Below are 18,301 nucleotides of genomic sequence, written 5' to 3'. Positions count from 1 at the left end.
CAAACTGTCCACTTTTATCTTTGTCAAAGTTTTAAACTTTGACAAAGATTTTTAATGTATTCCTACAACCAAAGCTGTAGGCAATTCAATTAAATACTATTTCGCATTCTCTCTAAACTCCTTCAAAACTTGATCAATAACCCAAGTGGTCCTAGCGCCAGAAGTACCTTTTGATGGAGAAGCATTTTCATTTCCTAAAAGTTCAGCAATAACAGTTTCAATAAACGGCTGTTGAATGTGAAGCGGGTTTTCTATTGTAATGCTTTCTTTTTCTCCATCGGTATATTGAATATGAACGGGATCATTTCCAAAAGTAGAAAACGAGATTTTACCTTTATCGCCTACAATTTCAGTATTATCATAACGTTCAAAACTCGCAAAATTCCATAGACCAGATCCGTGAATTCCGTTTTCAAATAAAAATGACATTGAAACAGTATCTTCGGCAGGATAAGCCATTAACTGAGAAGTGGCATGTCCGCGAACTGATTTTATCGGACCTAAAACAAAATCTAGGAAATCTAGAGTATGACAGGCAAGATCAACAAAAATTCCACCTCCAGAAATATGTGGCAGAACCGTCCAAGGAAGATTGATTTCGTCATCATAACGTGCTTCAAAAGGATGATACAAAACACAATTTACGTGTCTAATAGTTCCTAATTTTCCCTGATCGATTATTTCTTTAATTTTTAAAAAACGAGGCAAAGCCCTTCTATAATAAGCAACAAACAAAGGAACATTATGCTCTTTGCAAGCGCTAATCATTTCGTTGCATTCTTCAAATGTCAAAGCCATTGGTTTTTCTACGTAAACAGGTTTTCCAGCTTTGGCGCATAAAATAGTGTATTCTTTATGAGAAGATGGAGGAGTAGCTATGTAAACAGCATCAACTTCTGGATCATTTATTAAATCTTCAGCGTTAGAATACCATTTCGGAACATTATGGCGTTTGGCGTAATCTTCGGCAAGAGCCGCATCTCTTCGCATAACCGCAACTAAAGCCGAATTTGGAGCTTTCTGAAAAGCTGGTCCGCTTTTAACTTCGGTTACATTTCCACAGCCAATAATTCCCCATTTTATAATTTTCATGGTTTAGGTTTTAAGTTTCTCAAATTTAAAAAAGGTTTGCCACGAATTCTACTAATTTCCACGAATTTATTTTTCCTGCAGATTTAGTAGATTTAATTTTACCGCAAAGCACGCAAAGTTTTTATACTTAGAATATTTATAGAAAAACAAAGTTCGCAAAGCTGGTTCAATATAAAGCTTTGCGAACTTTGCTTTTTTTTTACAAAATCAAACTGATAAAAAAACTTTGCGTGCTTTGCGGTAAAATTCTCAAACTCAATCAAAATAAAAAGCCACAAATTCACAAAATTAAATTCGTGAATTCGTGGCTAAAAAAATTAAGCTTAAAGTCTTACTTTTTAGGCAAAGCTTTGAAACCCATATTGTAAAGCGTGAAAGCTTGAATGTCTACATTTTCCTGAATTGTAGCTGCAACAGATTTTCCTGCTCCGTGTCCTGCTTTAACATCAATTCTAATTAAAACCGGATTTTCTCCTGTTTGTTTTTCCTGTAACTCAGAAGCAAATTTGAAACTATGCGCAGGAACAACACGATCGTCATGATCTCCAGTAGTTACCATTGTAGCAGGATAATGAGTTCCTTTTTTTACATTGTGTACTGGCGAATATCCTTTTAAGTATTCAAACATTTCTTTGCTGTCTTGAGCAGTTCCGTAGTCAAAAGCCCATCCTGCACCTGCTGTAAAAGCATTGTAACGAAGCATATCCATAACCCCAACAGCTGGTAAAGCTACTTTCATTAAATCTGGACGCTGTGTCATAGTTGCGCCAACTAATAAACCTCCATTAGATCCTCCGCGAATAGCTAGATAATCAGAAGAAGTATATTTTTGAGCAATTAAATATTCTGCAGCAGCAATAAAATCATCAAATACGTTTTGCTTTTGAAGTTTTGTTCCCGCATCGTGCCATTTTTTACCATATTCACCGCCTCCTCTTAAGTTCGCTACAGCATATATACCTCCGTTTTCCAACCAAACCGCATTTGCAATGTTGAAACTTGGAGTTAAAGAAATATTGAATCCGCCATAACCATAAAGAATAGTTGGATTTTTACCGTCTAATTTTGTTCCTTTTTTATATGTAATAATCATAGGAACTTTTGTACCGTCTTTTGACGTATAGAAAACCTGTTTAGATTCGTAATCTTCGCTTTTGAAATCTACTTTTGGTTTTTGATACACTTCAGATTTACCAGATTTTGGCTCCAAAGCATAGATGCTTCCTGGGGTTATATAGTTAGTAAAGCTGTAGTATAAAATTTTATCTTCTTTTTTACCGCCAAATCCGCCTGCGGTTCCAACAGCAGGAAGTTTTATTTCACGAATTAATTTTCCGTTGTAATCATATTGCTGTACAAATGAAACAGCATCTTTTGTGTAATTAGCAAAGAAATAGCCAGCACCAGTTGAAGGAGATAAGATATCTTTGGTTTCTTTAATAAAATCTTTCCAGTTTTCTGGTTTCGGATTTGCTGCATCAACCGTTACAACACGTTTGTTAGGAGCGTTAAAATCGGTTTCTATAAACAATTTGCTTCCTTCGTTTTCGATAACATTGCTATCGCTGTTAAAGTTGTCTACGATTGTAACAATTGGACTGTTCGGTTTTGTCAAATCTTTAATGTACAATTCATTTCCGTAAGTTGAGTTAGCAGCTGTAATTACCAAATAACGATTGTCTTGAGTAACATATCCGCCCACATATCTTCTTTTTTGATCTGCTCCAAAAATTACTTTATCGTCTTTTTGAGGAGTTCCCAGTTTATGGAAATATAATTTGTGCTGATCTGTTTTAGCAGATAATTCACTTCCCTTTGGTTTGTCATAACTAGAATAGTAGAAACCTTCATTTTTGTACCATGAAACACCACTAAATTTCACATCTACCAAAGTATCTTCTACAACTTTTTTAGAAAGCGCATCTATGATGATTACTTTTCTCCAGTCGCTTCCACCTTCAGAAATTGCATAAGCCGCTTTGTTTCCGTCTTCAGAAAAGTCAAGACCGCCAAGAGAAGTTGTTCCGTCTTTAGAAAAAGTATTCGGATCTAAGAAAACTTCTTCTTTCCCATTTGCATCTTTTCTGTAAACAACAGATTGATTCTGAAGTCCATTGTTTTTAGAGTAATAAGTAAATTTTCCTTCTTTAGATGGAGCTCCAATCTTTTCGTAGTTCCAAAGTTTTTCCATTCGCTTTTTAAGTTCTTCGCGAAACGGAATTTTATCTAAATACGCATAAGTAACTTCATTTTCAGCTTTTACCCAAGCACCGGTTTCGGCAGACTTATCATCTTCTAGCCAACGGTACGGATCGCTTATTTTAGTATCAAAATAAACATCAACAGTTTCTCCTTTTTTGGTTTCGGGATATTTAGTTTGGGCAAACGAAACCCCTGCAGTTGTAAGTGCCATTAATAAAAATGTTTTCTTCATAATTAGTTTTTATCTGTTGTAACAAAAATAAAGCTTTTTGTTAGATATTAGGTTTTAACCGCAAAGTACGCAATGTTTTTAATCTCGCAAAGGCGCGAATTCACAAAGAATTTTAAAACTTTGCGTCTTTGCGGTTAAATTTAAAATTATAAATTGAAATTAACTCCCAAAACGATATTTCTTCCAATATTTGGAATACCGTCTGTTTTTAATCTAGAAAGGTGTGCAATATATTTTTTATCAAACAAATTGTTTCCATTAAGGTTAAGGTCGAAAGCCGTTTTTCCTAGTTTGACAGTTCCTCCAAAACCTAAATTCACCAAAGTGTAACCTTTAGAAGCCGTTTCGAAACCGCTTACATTATCTTGATTGAAAGTAGAAGAAACATTCAAAGAGGCAAAACCTTCACTTAACCAATTTTTGATATTGAATTCGGTTCTAAGCGTATTGTTCCAATTGTTTGCAGGAATCAAAGGAAGATAATCTTTGTTGTCTTTTTTACCAGTAACCGTTTCAAAGCTCGTTTCAAAATGCAACCAATCTAATGGATGAGGGTGAAAATGAAGACCAACTTCTCCACCGTACAACTGTGCATTATCCTGAATATAAGCAAAAACATCATTGTCTTCTAAAACCTCTCCTGTTGGCGAAGTGTAAATATAGTTGTTTACGTGATTGTAAAATCCGTTTACGAAGAACTCAAAATGCGAGTTTTTATATTCTAAATTCAAATCAGTCTGAACGTTTTGTTCTGTTTTCAGATTTGCATTTCCAATTTCGTAACGATTGGTTCCTTCATGAACACCGTTTGAAGTCAATTCTGCCAAATTCGGCGCTCTAAATCCTGTTGCTACATTCAAACGAAAAGTTAGAGGCTCAGCAAATTTTGTTTTGTAACCTAAAGAAGCGTTAAAGCTATCAAAAGAGCGATCTAAAGCTTGAAAATAGCCTTCTTCGCCTTCAATTCCGTGTGCTATCGAAGTAATGTTTCTGTTGTCAAAACGCAATCCGGCTTGAATAACGCTATTGTCCCATTCGTAATTGGCAGTTCCAAAAACTCCAAAATCATTCGTTGTGGCATCTGGAATTAAATATTCTTCTCCAGAATTTTTGTTGGTCTGGTGCATTCCTTGAACACCAAAAATAGTTTCAATTTTTCCGAATTTAGGAAAATGATATTTCGCATTATAATTGAAAGTATTCAATTTCATGTGAAGAGAAGCTTCGTTGCTATCTTCAAATTCGCTTCTATCATTGGCGATATATCCTAAATCGACATCTAGTTTTGAATTTTCAAAGAAAATCACATTATTCAAACTTAATAAATGATTGTAAATTCCTTGTCTCGGAAATTGAGTGTCTTTGCTGGAAGATTGGTCTGCAATTCCATCTTCTGGAATTCCAATGTCAAGTTTGTTAAAATTATATCTTACAACACTAGAAAAAGTAGAATTGCTGTACCCGATTCCCGTTTTAAAATCAGTTTCGTTATAGCGTGAATTGGTTACGCGATCGCCGTCAGCAATTTTGTAATCAGAATGCGTGTTGTAGCTTCCTCGTGCTAAGAATTTCCAGTTATCGGTAGAAGTTTTCAATCCGATAGACGAATTGCTTCCTTGTGTATTTGTAAAATATTTTTGACTGAAATTAGCTTTAAAATCGCCTGCATCTGCAAATTTTTCAGGATTGAAATATAAAACACCTCCCAAAGCATCAGAACCGTACAATAAAGAAGCAGGGCCTTTAATCACTTCAACACTTTCTATTCCTGCATCGTTTAAACCTAAACCATGTTCGTCTCCAAACTGCTGGTTTTCTATACGAACGCCTTGAGAGTAAACCAAAACACGATTACCGCTAAGCCCGCGAATTACAGGTTTTCCGATAGAAGTTCCTGTAGAAATCTGAGAAACTCCAGGAATTGTTGCCAAACCTTCAATTAAAGTAGAAGTTCCTTTTTGCTGTAATGTTTTAATGCTTTCGTGCTCAATCTTCATTACGTTTTGCGATTGCAGTTTGTTAAAAGGCGTTGAAACCACTACTTCATCCATTTCTAAAATAGATTCTTCAAGAACAATATCTAGTGTGTTTTGTTTCAATAATTTAGCAATCGTTTTGTTTTGATTGGCATATCCAACATAAGTAAAAGCAATACGTAGAGTTCCATTTGGAAGATTATTCAATTCGTATTTTCCGTTTGCGTCTGTTGTAGTTCCTTTATGTAATTCTGGAGCATAAACAGAAACTCCAGGCAGTGGATTATTCTGATTGTCGGTTACGGTTCCAGAAACCGAATTTTGAGCAGTAAGTATGCTCGAAAACCCTAAAATAAGGGCTATTATAAATTTTTTCATTTGAAAATGATGCTATAGTTAAATGGATTTTTTTCTTCGAATGAAAAACCAAAAGCCAACAATAAAGCATTCTGATCCCAATTGATAAAATAGGATTAGGAAACTCAATGTTATTTGAATTTTAAATTAAAAGAAATGTGCTGTTTTTTCGAATAATCGAAACTTAAGAAACTATAGTGGCAGGAGGCCCCCGTAAGAAATACGAAGTGGTCGAAATTGAAAAAATCTTCTCCGAAAATGGGAAGAAATAAGGGGTTTCTCTATCAAATGAACGAAATTCAAAAGAGAAATCTTGCGGAAGAATAAAAGATTCAAAAGCAAAATGGCAAACAAAACAAACGTCATAATCATGATGCTGATGCGTTATTTCGCCGTTCGGATCATTATAATTATGATGGCACTGTTTTTCTGAAAGCTGCCTTACAATATGCTCATAACTATGTATAGACTGAAACAATATTGAGAACAATATCGTGACAGCAAAAGATAAACTTAGTATGAGCTGTTTTTTCTTCATTTACTGCAAAGGTATAAAACATAAAAAGATAATTCATTTATTTTTGGTTTTTCCAGCCGATTTATTGAAAAATATGCAGCAATTAATTTTATTAGCAGGTAAAATAAGAATATTTGCATTTCTTAGTGTTGCTAAAAGCATTGTATTATATTTGTATATGAAATAAATAAACACATAAAAACGTTTATTTTAAAATCCTCTTTTTAAACCCAATTTACGATATGCGAATTATTTTTAGCTGCTTATTTTTACTCACTTTTTTTAACTCTTTTGCACAAGAAGACGTTAAGCCTGAGATAAAACCAGTTGTAAAAATAGATTCTTTGTATCGAGAAGATCAGTTTTATTTTTCGGTTACTTATAATATGTTTACTGATATTCCAGTTAATTTCAAACAGAATAAGTTTTCTCTTGGGCTTTCGGGAGGTTTCTTACGCGATATGCCGGTTAATAAATCGAGAACTATTGCTATTGCTACGGGTTTGGGATTGAGTTATCAGAATTATTATCAAAATTTAACGATTTCTGAGGATGCTTCAGGTGCAATTATATATGGAGTTAACAGTTATGGAGAATTTGTTTCTAATCGTTACCGACAATATTCTGTAGATCTTCCAATAGAATTTAGATGGCGTAATTCGACTTTCGAGAGCACTAAATTCTGGCGTATTTATGGTGGTATAAAATTGAGTTATGTGTTTTCAAGTTCCTCTATTCTTGATGATGGAGAAACGACATATAGAATTAAGAATAACGATAATATCAATAAATTTCAGTACGGCCCATATCTTTCGGCGGGATACAACACTTGGAATGTTTACATCTATTATGGTTTAAGCCCTTTGTTTAATTCGGCAACTACTTTGTCTGGCGAAAAAATCAATATGAAAACCTTAAATGCAGGATTGATCTTTTACATTTTATAGCCACAAATATAAAAATAGAAGCTGCGGCATTATTCCAACAAACAATCCAATTAATATTTCTCTAGAAGTATGTGCATTCATTTCTAAACGGGATGAGGCCACAATTCCCGATAATAAAATAAGTAAAGCGGGCCAATACGGATTATGAAGCTGAAGATGAATATTTAATCCAATAACAAAAATCGTTAAACCTGAGATAGCAACCATATGTAAGCTTGCTTTTGTCTTGAACAGTACACATACCAGTGCTAAAATAGTACTGAATAATGCTGCAAGAAAAAAGAAATGAAGCTCTGGATAACGCGTAATTATGATGCTTCTTTTAACTAATAAAATATACAGGAAGCATTGCAGAATAAGCGGAATCGTTCGTTCTGAAGTCTGACTTAGCATTATTGATTTTACATGCCCAGTCGATTTTAACAATAGATAAAACAAGACAGGAACAATGACGTTAATGACCAAAATCTGAATTAAGACAAAATACTTTTCGTTTGTACTGAAAATATCGTCTTTGTAAAATAGGTAAAACAAAGTTGCATATAACGATATAAAAATCGGATGTAATATATAGGAGAATATCGGAAGTACTTTTTTCAAAACATGGAAATTTGTAGTGTAAAAACAAATATAATCAATAAATTTTTTCTGCCACGAATTACACGAATCCACAAATTATTTTTTTTGCCACAGATTTTTAGGATTAAAAAGGATTATAATCAGTGATAATCTTTTAATCTGTGGCTAAAAATTTTCACGCAGATTCTGCAGATTTAGGCAGATCTAAGCCAATTTAATTAATAAAAAAATCTGCGCGCATCTGCTTAATTTTTTTTAAATCTGCGTGAAATTAATTTGTAAAAATTTGGGACATTCGTGGCAAACCTTTTTTTAAATTTGAAAAAAAGAAATTTCTAAATGAGTCTAAATTTAAAAAGCCTTGTTTCAGTTCTCAACGCCAAATGGATTGGCTCAGATGCTGATGTTTTAATCGATCATATCTCAATTGACAGCCGTTCGCTTCAAAACGGATCGCAAACATTATTTTTTGCTCTGGCTGGGGTTAACAATGATGCTCATTTGTTTATTCCAGATTTAATAGAAAACAAGGTTCAAAATTTTGTTGTGCAATATATTCCAGAAGGTTATGCCGATAAAGCTAATTTTTTGATTGTTGAAAATACGCTTTTTGCACTTCAGGAATTTGCTGCTTACTATAGAAACTTATTCCATTTTCCAGTTATTGGATTAACAGGGAGCAATGGTAAAACGATTGTAAAAGAATGGCTTAATTTCTTATTGAGTCCGGATTATAATATTATTAGAAGTCCAAAGAGTTATAATTCTCAAGTAGGGGTTCCACTTTCGGTAATTGCAATTAATGAAAAGCATAATTTAGGCATTTTCGAAGCTGGAATTTCGACGGTTAACGAAATGACTCATCTGGAAAAAATAATTAAACCTACAATAGGTGTGCTCACTAATATTGGAAGCGCGCACGATGAAGGGTTTCTAAATTTGGTGCAAAAGATTGATGAAAAATTACTTTTGTTTAAAGATTGTCCGATCATTATCTATCAAAAAAACGAAGTTGTCGAATCTTGTTTAACGCAGTTTGCAGCAGAATACATGGTGCATCCACGAAAACTTTTCTCATGGAGTTTTACCGATCAAAATGCAGATGTTTTTATTGAAAAACGAGAACATAAAAATGACCATACTTTTATTCAATATCGATACAAAAACGAAATTTTCAGTTTAGAAATTCCCTTTAACGATTCGGCTTCGGTAGAAAATGCGATTTCTTGTTTATTAGTTTTATTAAACTTTAATTACGATCAAGAAACGATTCAGAATCGAATTGAGATGCTATATCCTGTTCGTATGCGTTTGGAAGTAAAAAACGGAATCAATAATTGCAGTATTATTGACGATAGCTACAGTTCCGATTTTCAATCGCTTAAAATTGCTTTAGACTTTTTAGAAAGTCAGAAGAAAAAAGGTGCTTCAAAAACGGTTATTTTATCAGATATTTTTCAAAGCGGATTCAGCAATGAAGAATTGTATTCTAAAGTTGCTCAGTTAATCTCAGATAATAAAATAAACCGCGTAATTGGTATAGGGCCCACAATTTCTTCTTTTAAAGCGAAGTTTCCAAACAGTACAATGTTTGAAAACACGACCGATTTTATAGCCGAAATCGATAATCTGAATTTCAATAATGAAACGATTCTAGTAAAGGGAGCAAGATCTTTTCAATTTGAAGAAATTGTTTCGCTTCTAGAAGAAAAAACACATGAAACCGTTCTTGAAATTAATCTCGATGCGATCACGCATAACTTCAATTATTATAAGTCAAAACTAGCGCCAAATGTCAAAATGATGGTGATGGTAAAAGCATTTGGTTATGGAAACGGCGGATTAGAAATTGCAAAATTACTAGAACATCAAAAAGTAGATTATTTGGGTGTCGCTTTCGCGGATGAAGGAATTGCGTTGAAAAACGGAGGAATAAAACTTCCCATTATGGTTTTAAATCCAGAATCGACCAGTTTCCCATCTATTATTCAATACCAATTAGAGCCTGAGATTTATAGTCTGAAAGGACTAAATGCCTTTTTGAAAATAGCTCGCGAAAAGAACTTAAAAGAGTATCCAATTCATATCAAAATAGATACAGGAATGCATCGTCTGGGTTTTGAAAACAATACGATCGACGAATTGATTGCAACTTTAAAAGGAAATTCAACGGTTCGTGTTCAAAGTATTTTATCGCATTTGGCAACAAGCGATGATCCAAAACATTTTGATTTTGTGCGACAGCAGATTGCATTGTTTGAGAAATTATCTTCAAGACTAAGAAGCGAATTAAATATTAATCCAATCCGACATATTTTGAATACTTCCGGAATCAGTAATTTTCCTGATGCACAATACAGCATGGTGCGTTTAGGGATTGGATTGTACGGAGTTTCAAATGATCCTGCAGAGCAAAAGTATTTAGAAAATGTTGGAACATTAAAATCAATAATTTCTCAAGTCAGAACCATTCCTGCTGGCGATAGCGTGGGATACGGACGCCGTTTTATGGCCGATGTAGCAACTAAAATTGCCACAATTCCGATTGGATATGCAGACGGAATTGCGAGATTATGGGGAAATGAAGTGGGTTTTGTCACCATCAAAAATCAAAAAGCCAAAATAGTCGGAAGCGTCTGCATGGATATGTTGATGGTCAATGTAACCGATATAGATTGCAAAGAAGGCGATTCGGTAATTATTTTTGGCGAAAGCCCGACTGTGATAGAGATGGCTGTAGCCTTGAAAACGATTCCATACGAGATAATGACCAGTATTTCGCAGCGAGTAAAAAGGGTATTTTTCAGATAATTTTAAGAAATTCCAATAAAATTGCGTATTTTCGATAATCATTTATTATTCAACTAAACAGATCAAATATGGGATTTTTTTCAGAATTTAAGGAATTTGCAATGAAAGGCAACGTGGTTGACCTGGCTGTCGGGGTGATCATTGGAGCTGCATTTGGTAAAATTGTAAGCTCATTTATTGAAGATGTAATTACGCCATTATTGTTGAAACCAGCTTTAGATGCTGCGCATTTATCGACTATCGAAGAATTAACTGCTTTTGGAGGTGTAAAGTATGGAATCTTCATATCGGCAGTAATTAACTTTGTAATTGTGGCTTTTGTTTTATTCCTGATAATTAAGGCGATGAATCATGCTAAAAAGAAAGATGTTGCACCACCGCCTCCAGCTGGACCAACTCAAGAAGAATTATTGACACAGATTAGAGATTTGTTGAAAAATAAATAAAAATATAATACCGCTACACTAAGTCTAACTTAACCGCCTTTTAACGAGGCGGTTTTTTTAAACGATAAGGAAGCTTATAAATAAACAAAGATTGGAAAGTTTAAATTTAAATGATTTATGGCAAGTGGATTTATAGTATTTAAGGACGGTAGATGTTTTGGAAGAAGATGGACAGGTTATGATGAAATTTTAAAAATTGTGATCAAAGAATTGCTGTTGATTGAAGATGGAAAAGATCTAGCGAAATGGTTAGAGACTCAAATTCCAGATTTAGATGATGAGAGCGGAGAGTGTGGCTGGGGATTTTATAAAACAAGTACAGACGAATTTGTAAATAGACATTTAGACTTAAGAAGTCTTACAGTAGAGAATCAACAATTATTTGGGGAGTCAATTATAATAGGAAGAGCTAAACTATTAGATTTGAGAGAAGAATATTCATGCTTAAATATCGATTATTTTGAAATATTTTACACAATGTTTATATTATCTGAAAATGGTGAGCCACCTTTGGAGTTTTCTGATTGGGGAGCTATTAAGCCTTGTATAGAAAAAAATGGTCCAGGATGGAATTGAAAAAACTTAAATTTAACCGCCTTCTAAAGAGGCGGTTTTTTTACAAAATGTTTATTTTGTAACATTTTGTTATTTTTTGTGAATCACCTTGCGGAGACTTTTATTATACTTACTTTTGCGTAACAAAATAGATTAATTGATTATTTAAAAATATAAAAATGAGAATTGCAGTTGTAGGCGCTACTGGAATGGTAGGCGAAGTAATGCTTAAAGTATTAGCAGAAAGAAATTTTCCTGTTACAGAATTAATTCCTGTTGCATCAGAAAGATCAGTTGGAAAAGAAATCGAATATAAAGGAACGAAATATAAAGTAGTAGGTTTACAAACAGCTGTTGATATGAAAGCAGATATCGCTGTTTTCTCTGCTGGAGGAGATACTTCATTAGAATGGGCTCCAAAATTTGCTGCGGCCGGAACAACTGTTATCGACAACTCATCTGCATGGAGAATGGATCCTACTAAAAAATTAGTAGTTCCAGAAATCAACGCTTCTGTTTTAACTAAAGAAGATAAAATTATTGCAAATCCAAACTGCTCTACTATTCAAATGGTAATGACTTTGGCTCCTTTGCACAAAAAATACAACATTAAAAGAATCATTGTTTCTACTTACCAATCTATTACAGGAACTGGTGTAAAAGCGGTTAAACAATTAGAAAACGAGTACGCTGGAGTTCAAGGTGAAATGGCTTACAAATATCCAATTCACAGAAATGCAATTCCACATTGCGATAGTTTTGAAGAAAACGGGTACACTAAAGAAGAAATGAAATTAGTTCGCGAAACTCAAAAAATCTTAGGAGATAACACTATTAGAGTTACTGCAACTGCTGTTCGTGTTCCAGTTGTAGGCGGACATAGTGAGGCTGTAAACGTTGAGTTTACTAATGATTTTGATGTAAATGAAGTTCGTGAAATCTTACACAATACAGACGGAGTAACGGTACAAGATAATTTAGATACCTTTACTTACCCAATGCCATTATATGCAGAAGGTAAAAATGATGTTTTTGTTGGAAGAATTCGTCGTGACGAAAGCCAGCCAAATACATTAAACATGTGGATTGTTGCCGATAACTTAAGAAAAGGTGCTGCAACAAACACGATCCAAATCGCTGAATACTTAATCAAAGCAGGTTTGGTATAATCTAGAGATTAAATTAAATTGTTATAAAGAGAAAACCGTAATTGCAGCAATGTAATTACGGTTTTTTTGATTTAATAGAATTATAATTCTAGAATATTTATTCTGCTAGTATCGATTTTCCTATTTTGTCCTGATTTTTGGTAAGCCATTCCTGAGCACATTCTTTAGCAGCCTGTTTTACTTTTGATTCATTTTCAGGTTTTTTAGTGTCATTAGGTAAAATGTTTTGCTGTTTGAATTTTTGAACAGAACAATCAACAATATAATCCACCTGATCTTCTGAAAGCATTCCTTTCCCCTTTTTTAGCATTCCTTCTTTTGCATCAATTTTAAATTCAGCTTCTACTTCTGGCGTCCATTCATTTTTGCTGCATGAAAACAATGTCAAAGCAATTAATGTAATACTGATGTAATTTAGAAACTTTTTCATATTAGAATATTTTTGCTGATTAATATAAGGATAGGTTTAGTCCTTAATTTTTTACAAAAGTATTTTCAAAAGAGTCTATGGGTAGCCTGTAAAAGTCAGGATAATAATATAATAAGCTTAATGTGGTGTAAACTTATTTAGTTTTTGTCTAATTGCGGGAACAAAATTATTTAAAAACCCGAGGGAGTTTATGAAAGCTTTGTAAAAGAGAGTTTAATAATTCTGAAGAATGAAACCGTATATGAGAGAAATAGAATCTATTTCGAAGTTATATTGCTAATGAGAACTGATAATAAAAAAGCGAGAATCAATAAATCCTCGCTTTTCTTTTATTTTTAATATTCCGGAGCCAGTTCTAATTCTAGTCCTTCTAATTCTTCAGTAATTGGTATCTGACAACCCAAACGGCTATTAGACTTAACATAAAATGCTTCCGAAAGCATAGCTTCTTCATCGTCTCCCATTTCTGGTAATGCAACATCATTTAGAACATAACACTGGCAAGATGCGCACATGGCCATACCTCCGCAGGTTCCTTCAACAGGAAGTTCGTATGCTTTGCATAACTCCATTATATTCATTGCCATATCAGTCGGAGCCTGTAATTCGTGTATAACTCCTTCTCGATCTTTAATTTTAATTAATACATCCATTTTAATTATTGGAATTTTTGGCAGGATTTTATAACGTGAAAAAATCCTAATTTATATTAGCTAGTAGGTTTAGTACTAAAAGCGTATTCTTTTCTATCATTCTCTTTTAAGTGCATTTTTACACCAAGAACGTTATCGTTTTTTTCAAGAATTGTAACCACTGCGATTACAGAATAATAATCTCTATCAGACTGGAAAATCAATGTTCCTTCGTAAGTCGTGTTTAATACTCCTTGTTTGTCAGTTGAAGCAGAAAGCTTTCTCGGATTTGAGAATTCTGCTGAACTGTAAGTTGATTTTACTGTAAATTTTGCTTTTCCTTCTACAAAATCGTATAAGAAATCGTAGTTTCCAATTCGCAATGTTCCAGGTGCTTCGTTTGGATTGATTGAAAAGATAATCTTACCTGAATATTGAAAGTCAGACCATTCTTCAGATTCACTTACCCAAGCCTTGTCAACCACAACATTCTTACTTTGGGCATATCCTACAGAAACAAAAAACAATAATAAAAAAAGAGCGTAATAGTTTTTCATAAGTTTAAGATTTAAGGGTTTTGTGACAAATTTAAGTTAAAAATGTAACAATTCCTTAACAGAAACTCTTAAATCTTTGCGTTGTTTTTTGTGAATGTGGCAAAAAACGTCTTTTTTTAGGTGTTATTTTATGATTTTTTCAATCAAACAATAATTTACCTATTATTCTTGTTAAACTTTTAGGGTTTAATTTGGAAAAAAAGATGCTGTTTTTGTTACATTACATTTACCACAGTTTCAATTTGTGGCGCATATTTTTTTATGGTAGTTTCAACACCAGCTTTTAGTGTCATTTGATTAACGCTACAGCTAATGCAAGCTCCTTCCAAACGAACTTTTACATGTTTGTCATCTTCGATAGAAATTAATGAAATATCTCCACCGTCAGATTTTAAGAATGGTCTTATCTCATCTAAGGCCAATAAAACATTACTTGTTAATTCTTCTGTTGTCATAATATTAATGTGTCAATTAGAGAATGTTTTTTAATTCGAAAATGTGCCAATTAGAAAATTAGAAAATTTACTTTGTTGCGTGAAATTATCTCATTATCTAATTTTCAAATTATCTCATTAGTTTCATCATCTCAATTATCTAATTATTTTTTAACTGCCGAGCAACCTGCCATTGTTGTAATTTTGATGGCTTCTGTTGCTGGTAAGCTTTCGTTTCTGTTTACTGTTTCTTGTACAACATTTCTAGTAATTTCTTCAAAAACTGTTTCTATTGGAGAACCAGTCTGCAATGCTGCCGGACGACCGTAATCTCCTGCTTCGCGAATAGATTGTACAATTGGAACTTCTCCTAAAAACGGAACTCCTAAATCTTCAGCAAGGTTTTTAGCACCTTCTTGTCCAAAGATATAATATTTGTTTTCTGGCAATTCTTCTGGTGTAAAGTAAGCCATATTTTCTATAATTCCTAAAACAGGAACATTGATGTTATCTTGCATAAACATTGCCACACCTTTTTTTGCATCTGCAAGTGCCACCGCTTGCGGAGTACTTACTACAACCGCTCCAGTAATTGGAAGTGACTGCATGATAGAAAGGTGAATATCTCCAGTTCCAGGAGGCAGGTCAAGAAGCATGAAATCTAATTCTCCCCAATCTGCATCAAAAATCATTTGGTTTAATGCTTTTGCAGCCATTGGCCCTCTCCAGATTACAGCTTGACTTGGCGCTGTAAAAAATCCGATTGAAAGCATTTTGATTTCGTAGCTTTCAATAGGTTTCATTTTTGATTTTCCGTCAACTGTTACCGAAATCGGTTTTTCGTTTTCAACGTCAAACATAATTGGCATAGAGGGACCATAGATATCAGCATCTAAAACACCAACTTTAAAGCCCATTTTTGCAAGTGTAACAGCTAAGTTTGCAGTTACAGTAGATTTTCCTACTCCTCCTTTACCAGAGGCAACTGCAATAATATTTTTAATTCCAGGAATAGCACGGCCTTTAATTTCCGGTTTCTCTGGAGCTTCTACTTTAATATTTACCTTTACTTTTGCATCTGGCGATATTAGTTCATGAATTGTTCTTCTAATATCATCTTCAGCTCTTTTTTTGATGTGCATAGCAGGCGTATGCAATACAAGGTCTACAACAGCTTCATCTCCAAATGTAATAACATTGGTTACAGCACCGCTTTCAACCATATTTTTTCCTTCTCCAGCAATAGTGATTGTCTCTAAGGCTTTTAGAATTTCTTTTCTATCTAGTTTCATTGTAATGGGCTATTTTTTTATTCTCTAAAAACAGTCTTATAAGATTATATTTATTTAAACTGATTTCAGGGTGCAAAGATAACAGATTAAGTTCGGAAATTAAGCGTTTTTGGATTGTAATTATTGATATTGAGATTATTCAAAATTATTCAACATAACTTTTCATTAAAATGGAATTTATGTAGCATTATCTATTTTGATGCATTTAGAAAAGTTTTTCCAATTTAAAAGAATGTTCTTTTATGTAAGTTTTCTTTCAAATAAATAAAATTCTCACAAAACTTCGTTATATTTGATTACCCAAATCGATTGATTACCAGACAGGAAAAAAATATGTGAAAACTAAGGTTTTTTGAGTAATTTTTTGGGTTTTCGGTATTTTTTTTAAAGTTATTTCTACCAATTTAAACTTTAAAAATATGCGAAATTTTACTTTTTCTTTAATTATTGTTACAGTCAGTTTTTTTGCATTTTCATTCAATTCATTGTCAAACAATGCTAAAAGCAATTCTGATCTGTCAAATCGAAAAGATGTTGCTGTCATTACAATCGATGCGGCTTCCATCAATGCCTTCTTCAAGAAATATCCAAAGCTTAAAAAATATCAGAAAGATGTTGATGATATTTATAAAGCCAAACAGTACAAATCTATTTGGTATGATGATAAAAGTATCACTGAATTTGGATCCTTATTGTATCAGAAAGTAAATGTTCTGAAAGATCAGGGAATTGAAGAAAAAATGCCTTATAAAGAACAAATTGATGAGGCATTTAATGAAAGTTCTTCAAATAAACCATCTCAGCTTGATACCGAATTACTGTTGACCAGCATGTATGTGTTTTATGCGAGCAATGTGTATTCTGGAGTTGATCCTGCGACATTGAAAAAAATAGGATGGTATCTGCCTGCAAAATCCATTTCGTATTCTCATATTCTAGATTCGTTAATGGTAGATTCCAATAGATTGGATAAAGACGATAATCTGTTATTCAGCCAATACTACAGATTGAAAGATGCGCTGAAAAAATACCGTAAAATTGAAACCGATAATCTATGGCAGAAAATTGCGATTGACAGTGCGACTTTTAAAGATTTAAGACCAGACGATACAGCTATCGCCATTAAACAAATTAGAAATCGCTTATTTGTAGTAGGAGATTTAAAACAAGATTCTGGAAGTGATATTTATGATGAAGAATTGATGGCGGGAGTTTTAAATTATAAAAAAAGATATAATTTAAAAATAAATTATGCCCTAACGAGAGATATTATCAATCAAATGAATGAGCCGATTAGCAAGAGAATCAGAACCATTATGTTGAACATGGAAAGATGCAGATGGATTCCGACCAAATTGGCAAAAGCAGACGAGTACGTTATGGTTAATATTCCTTCATTTAGACTGTTTTATGTTAAGGACGGAAAATATGATCTGGTTTCGGACATTTTTGTGGGTAACAGACTTAGTGAAACAGTGATTTTTAGTGGAAGTATGGATCGAATAGTATTTAGCCCGTATTGGTACGTACCCAATAGCATTATTCAAAACGAATTAAAACTCCAGATTGCAAGTGATAAGAACTATTTGGAAGAGCATAACATGGAATGGAATGGAGGTAAAGTGCGACAAAAACCAGGACCGAAAAATTCGCTGGGATTAGTAAAATTCATGTTCCCAAATCCAAACGATATTTATATGCACGATACGCCTGCAAAAAGTTTATTCGAATTTGAAAAACGCACTTTTAGCCACGGCTGTATCAATGTGAAAGAAGCCAAACAGCTTGCATTGCATATTTTAAAAGACGATCCAGACTGGCCGGCAGACAAAATTGAGAGTGCTATGAATGGCGGAAAAGAAACAACCTGCATGCTTAAACGTAAAATTCCGGTTTATATAGGTTATTTTACCTGTTGGGTTCAGGACAATGGAGAAGTTAATTTTTTCCCAGATGTTTACGATCGAGACCAAAGTCTGGATAAGTTGATTTATAATGATGCCATTACAATGAAAGATTAAAAATAAAAGCCCGACGGATTTTACTGAAATCTGTCGGGCTTCTTTAAAAAAA

15 protein-coding genes are annotated in these 18,301 nt (G+C 33.5%); 6 read left to right on the top strand and 9 right to left on the bottom strand.

Features of this window, described 5'->3' with window-relative positions:
- Nucleotides 1-96: 96 nt before the first annotated feature.
- From SOM12_RS23690 to SOM12_RS23680, 3 genes are all read right to left on the bottom strand, one after another.
- Complete coding sequence (locus SOM12_RS23690; RefSeq protein WP_320495814.1) at nucleotides 97-1,092, bottom strand: Gfo/Idh/MocA family oxidoreductase; 996 nt, start codon at nucleotides 1,090-1,092, stop codon at nucleotides 97-99.
- A 331-nt stretch (nucleotides 1,093-1,423) separates the two neighbouring features.
- Complete coding sequence (locus tag SOM12_RS23685; protein ID WP_320495813.1) at nucleotides 1,424-3,526, bottom strand: prolyl oligopeptidase family serine peptidase; 2,103 nt, start codon at nucleotides 3,524-3,526, stop codon at nucleotides 1,424-1,426.
- A 146-nt stretch (nucleotides 3,527-3,672) separates the two neighbouring features.
- Nucleotides 3,673-5,880 carry a TonB-dependent receptor gene (locus SOM12_RS23680; RefSeq protein ID WP_320495811.1) on the bottom strand — a complete coding sequence of 736 codons (2,208 nt, stop codon included), beginning with the start codon at nucleotides 5,878-5,880 and terminating at the stop codon, nucleotides 3,673-3,675.
- A gap of 738 nt (nucleotides 5,881-6,618) precedes the next feature.
- Between SOM12_RS23680 and SOM12_RS23675 the strand changes: the two genes are divergently transcribed.
- Nucleotides 6,619-7,323 (top strand): porin family protein, encoded by a 705-nt coding sequence (locus SOM12_RS23675; RefSeq protein ID WP_095929724.1) that lies wholly within the window; start codon nucleotides 6,619-6,621, stop codon nucleotides 7,321-7,323.
- Here SOM12_RS23675 and SOM12_RS23670 read toward each other — a convergent pair.
- Nucleotides 7,318-7,923: a hypothetical protein gene (locus SOM12_RS23670; protein ID WP_253251814.1), complete on the bottom strand. Its 606-nt coding sequence runs from the start codon at nucleotides 7,921-7,923 to the stop codon at nucleotides 7,318-7,320. The genes SOM12_RS23675 and SOM12_RS23670 overlap by 6 nt on opposite strands.
- Before the next feature lie 318 nt (nucleotides 7,924-8,241).
- On the opposite strand from SOM12_RS23670, the gene SOM12_RS23665 reads away from it, so the two are divergent.
- The 4 genes from SOM12_RS23665 (at nucleotide 8,242) to SOM12_RS23650 (ending at nucleotide 12,883) form a co-directional block, all read left to right on the top strand.
- A complete protein-coding gene (locus tag SOM12_RS23665) occupies nucleotides 8,242-10,713 on the top strand; it encodes a bifunctional UDP-N-acetylmuramoyl-tripeptide:D-alanyl-D-alanine ligase/alanine racemase (protein WP_320495808.1) in 2,472 nt (823 codons plus the stop codon).
- 68 nt (nucleotides 10,714-10,781) lie between these two features.
- On the top strand, nucleotides 10,782-11,159 hold the full coding sequence (gene mscL, locus SOM12_RS23660) for a large conductance mechanosensitive channel protein MscL (RefSeq protein WP_320495807.1): 378 nt from the start codon (nucleotides 10,782-10,784) through the stop codon (nucleotides 11,157-11,159).
- Nucleotides 11,160-11,276: 117 nt separating this feature from the next.
- The gene (locus SOM12_RS23655; RefSeq protein WP_320495805.1) at nucleotides 11,277-11,735 is read left to right on the top strand and encodes a hypothetical protein; all 459 of its coding nucleotides are present in this window, start codon (nucleotides 11,277-11,279) and stop codon (nucleotides 11,733-11,735) included.
- Nucleotides 11,736-11,893: 158 nt separating this feature from the next.
- A complete protein-coding gene (locus SOM12_RS23650) occupies nucleotides 11,894-12,883 on the top strand; it encodes an aspartate-semialdehyde dehydrogenase (protein ID WP_320495804.1) in 990 nt (329 codons plus the stop codon).
- Between the two features lie 97 nt (nucleotides 12,884-12,980).
- On the opposite strand, the gene SOM12_RS23645 is transcribed toward SOM12_RS23650, so the two are convergent.
- The 5 genes from SOM12_RS23645 to SOM12_RS23625 form a co-directional block, all read right to left on the bottom strand.
- Entirely contained in the window at nucleotides 12,981-13,313 is a 333-nt protein-coding gene (locus SOM12_RS23645) for a hypothetical protein (protein WP_320495803.1), read from the bottom strand.
- A gap of 335 nt (nucleotides 13,314-13,648) precedes the next feature.
- Nucleotides 13,649-13,966, bottom strand: a complete 318-nt coding sequence (locus SOM12_RS23640; protein WP_095929730.1) for a 2Fe-2S iron-sulfur cluster-binding protein — start codon at nucleotides 13,964-13,966, stop codon at nucleotides 13,649-13,651.
- Nucleotides 13,967-14,022: 56 nt separating this feature from the next.
- On the bottom strand, nucleotides 14,023-14,502 hold the full coding sequence (locus tag SOM12_RS23635) for a hypothetical protein (RefSeq protein WP_095929731.1): 480 nt from the start codon (nucleotides 14,500-14,502) through the stop codon (nucleotides 14,023-14,025).
- 215 nt (nucleotides 14,503-14,717) lie between these two features.
- Nucleotides 14,718-14,957 (bottom strand): NifU family protein, encoded by a 240-nt coding sequence (locus tag SOM12_RS23630; RefSeq protein ID WP_095929732.1) that lies wholly within the window; start codon nucleotides 14,955-14,957, stop codon nucleotides 14,718-14,720.
- A gap of 143 nt (nucleotides 14,958-15,100) precedes the next feature.
- Nucleotides 15,101-16,228, bottom strand: coding sequence for an Mrp/NBP35 family ATP-binding protein (locus SOM12_RS23625; protein WP_095929733.1), 1,128 nt, complete (start codon nucleotides 16,226-16,228; stop codon nucleotides 15,101-15,103).
- A 419-nt stretch (nucleotides 16,229-16,647) separates the two neighbouring features.
- On the opposite strand from SOM12_RS23625, the gene SOM12_RS23620 reads away from it, so the two are divergent.
- Nucleotides 16,648-18,249: a L,D-transpeptidase family protein gene (locus tag SOM12_RS23620; RefSeq protein WP_320495801.1), complete on the top strand. Its 1,602-nt coding sequence runs from the start codon at nucleotides 16,648-16,650 to the stop codon at nucleotides 18,247-18,249.
- Nucleotides 18,250-18,301: the final 52 nt, after the last annotated feature.

It is taken from the genome of Flavobacterium sp. CFBP9031, from assembly GCF_034044945.1.
GTDB lineage: Bacteria > Bacteroidota > Bacteroidia > Flavobacteriales > Flavobacteriaceae > Flavobacterium.
The sequence above is the reverse complement of the archived record's forward strand: the minus strand, read 5'-3'. Positions and strand labels throughout refer to the sequence as shown.

Bases quoted from the DNA above. Each gene is read 5' to 3' on its own strand.
- SOM12_RS23680 (WP_320495811.1), bottom strand. From the start codon at position 5,880: ATGAAAAAATTTATAATAGCCCTTATTTTAGGGTTTTCGAGCATACTT.
- SOM12_RS23630 (WP_095929732.1), bottom strand. From the start codon at position 14,957: ATGACAACAGAAGAATTAACAAGTAATGTTTTATTGGCCTTAGATGAG.
- SOM12_RS23690 (WP_320495814.1), bottom strand. From the start codon at position 1,092: ATGAAAATTATAAAATGGGGAATTATTGGCTGTGGAAATGTAACCGAA.
- SOM12_RS23645 (WP_320495803.1), bottom strand. From the start codon at position 13,313: ATGAAAAAGTTTCTAAATTACATCAGTATTACATTAATTGCTTTGACA.
- SOM12_RS23655 (WP_320495805.1), top strand. From the start codon at position 11,277: ATGGCAAGTGGATTTATAGTATTTAAGGACGGTAGATGTTTTGGAAGA.
- SOM12_RS23640 (WP_095929730.1), bottom strand. From the start codon at position 13,966: ATGGATGTATTAATTAAAATTAAAGATCGAGAAGGAGTTATACACGAA.
- SOM12_RS23635 (WP_095929731.1), bottom strand. From the start codon at position 14,502: ATGAAAAACTATTACGCTCTTTTTTTATTATTGTTTTTTGTTTCTGTA.
- SOM12_RS23625 (WP_095929733.1), bottom strand. From the start codon at position 16,228: ATGAAACTAGATAGAAAAGAAATTCTAAAAGCCTTAGAGACAATCACT.
- SOM12_RS23620 (WP_320495801.1), top strand. From the start codon at position 16,648: ATGCGAAATTTTACTTTTTCTTTAATTATTGTTACAGTCAGTTTTTTT.
- SOM12_RS23685 (WP_320495813.1), bottom strand. From the start codon at position 3,526: ATGAAGAAAACATTTTTATTAATGGCACTTACAACTGCAGGGGTTTCG.
- SOM12_RS23665 (WP_320495808.1), top strand. From the start codon at position 8,242: ATGAGTCTAAATTTAAAAAGCCTTGTTTCAGTTCTCAACGCCAAATGG.
- mscL (WP_320495807.1), top strand. From the start codon at position 10,782: ATGGGATTTTTTTCAGAATTTAAGGAATTTGCAATGAAAGGCAACGTG.
- SOM12_RS23650 (WP_320495804.1), top strand. From the start codon at position 11,894: ATGAGAATTGCAGTTGTAGGCGCTACTGGAATGGTAGGCGAAGTAATG.
- SOM12_RS23675 (WP_095929724.1), top strand. From the start codon at position 6,619: ATGCGAATTATTTTTAGCTGCTTATTTTTACTCACTTTTTTTAACTCT.